Below are 2249 nucleotides of genomic sequence, written 5' to 3' on the forward strand. Positions count from 1 at the left end.
GCCAGCGGTAACAACGCCTGAAGATGTTGCGGTGAGCGGAAGCATTACAGCAAGTGATGCAGACGGCGATCCTTTAACTTTCGCTACCACTACGCCACCAGCAAACGGAACCGTGGTATTGAATGCAGATGGAACTTACACTTATACACCAAAGGCTAATTTCAACGGAACCGACAGTTTTGTGGTAACCGTGAGCGATGGCAAAGGTGGAAGCACAACGGTAACCATTAACGTAACGGTAACACCAGTTAATGATGCACCAGTAGCTACGACGCCAGTCAACGTTGTTACCAATCAAAATTCGCCTGTTAGTGGAGTTATTACCGCCACGGATGTAGACGGAGATCTGCTGAGTTATACCATCGCCACACCACCAGCAAATGGTACAGTGGTATTAAATCCAGATGGAACATTTACCTACACACCTAACAACAACTTTAGCGGAGCCGATAGCTTCACTGTAAGGGTGAGTGATGGTAAGGGTGGAAGTACATTAGTGACCGTCAATGTTGGAGTGAACTTGGTTCCTGCGCCATCTATGAGCCTCACGAAAGTCGCCACTAACACAGTTAGTAAAGCGGGCGATGTAATCGACTATCGCATCCTGGTAACCAATAACGGAAATGTCAATTTAACTGATGTCATCGTTAAAGATCCAGGTGCCGATGCTGGTTCCATTCTTCCGGCAACAGTGGCTAACTTGGCACCTGGCGCTTCAGTAACCATAACGGCTAAACATACCATAACGTTAACTGAGGTTAATAATGGCTCGTTCAGTAACCAGGCAAGCGTATCTGCTACCGCTCCGTCAGGAAGTCCAGTTATCAAAGACAAATCAGATGACCCGTCAACGCCTGCAATTGATGATCCAACCGTAACCATCATCTCACCAGCGTCTACCATTAATCTGGTAAAATCTGGGGTGTTGAGTGCCGATGGAAATAGCATTACCTACAATTTCAGGGTAAAAAATACCGGAAATGTAACCTTGCATATCATCACGTTAGTAGATGCTAAACTTGGTTTAAACAGGGTAATCCCAGGAACACTTGCTCCTGGCGCTACAGTAACCGATAGCTATGTATATCAGCTCTCACAAGTGGATAAAGATGCAGGAAGTGTAACCAATACGGCTATCATTACTGGTCAAACGCCAGCAAATGTTTCCATTACGGACGTTTCTGGTACTGCAGAAAATAACGATACGCCAACAGTTACGGTTGTTTCTGCTAATGCTAGTGTGGCATTAATTAAAACTGCAGCTTTTAGCGGTAACAAAATTACTTATACGTTTACTGTTAAGAACACTGGCGCACTTACCGTGAATAACGTAACGTTAACAGATGCCAAGTTAGGAATCAATAACAAAGTAATTAATGTTGCTGGCGGTTTGGCTCCGGGTGCAAGTATTGAGGTTTCAGAAATTTACACCTTAACACAGGCAGACAAAGACCTCGGAACTGTAACAAACACAGCAACTGTAAATGCCAAAACACTTGCCGGCACTAACGTAAGCGATGTATCTGGTACCTTAGAAGGAAACAATACGGCTACCGTAACCAGTTTCCCTAAATCGCCAAGAGCCATCGATGATATTGGCGGTACAGTAGCAAATACACCATTAACGATCAATGTGTTAGGAAACGATGATCCTGGTAATTCAACTTTAGATAAGCTTACAGTTGAAATCGTATCGCAACCAAGAAATGGTACGGTTACCGTAAATGCCGATGGTACCATTACCTATAAGCCTAATCCTGGCTTTACCGGAGAGGATATCTTCACGTACAGGGTTAAAGATGCAAATGGTTATTATACCAATGTTGCATCCGTTACGCTTACCGCGAACTTCAAAGGTATTGTGGTTCCAAATCTGTTTACGCCAAATGGCGATGGTATCAACGATGTGTTCGAGATTAGAGGATTAAATCAATATCAATCTAACGAGTTACAAATTGTTAACAGATGGGGTAATAAGGTGTTTCATGCCAAAGGTTACCAAAACAACTGGTCGGGCGAAGGCCTAAATGAAGGTACCTATTATTACTTATTGCGAGTGAAAAGGGCAGGGAGCGATGAAGTAGAAGTGTTTAAAGGTTACATCACGTTAATTAGGGCATTTAAAAACTAAATATGTGGCTTAGGGAAATTGGCCTTAGCCAATTTCCCTTTAAGATATTAAGACGATGAAGAGAGTTATAATTTTGATGATTTCTTTGGTGATGCTATTGGCGCAACGCAGTTTAGCG

General features: G+C 43.2%; 1 protein-coding gene. It reads left to right on the forward strand.

What is annotated here, in order from left to right; all coding sequences use genetic code 11:
- The coding region (locus tag OQ268_RS17750; protein WP_265858151.1) for a DUF7507 domain-containing protein at nucleotides 1-2131 on the forward strand (2131 nt) is incomplete at its 5' end.
- Nucleotides 2132-2249 lie beyond the last annotated feature (118 nt).

Source organism: Pedobacter sandarakinus (assembly GCF_026240095.1).
Classification (GTDB): domain Bacteria; phylum Bacteroidota; class Bacteroidia; order Sphingobacteriales; family Sphingobacteriaceae; genus Pedobacter; species Pedobacter sandarakinus.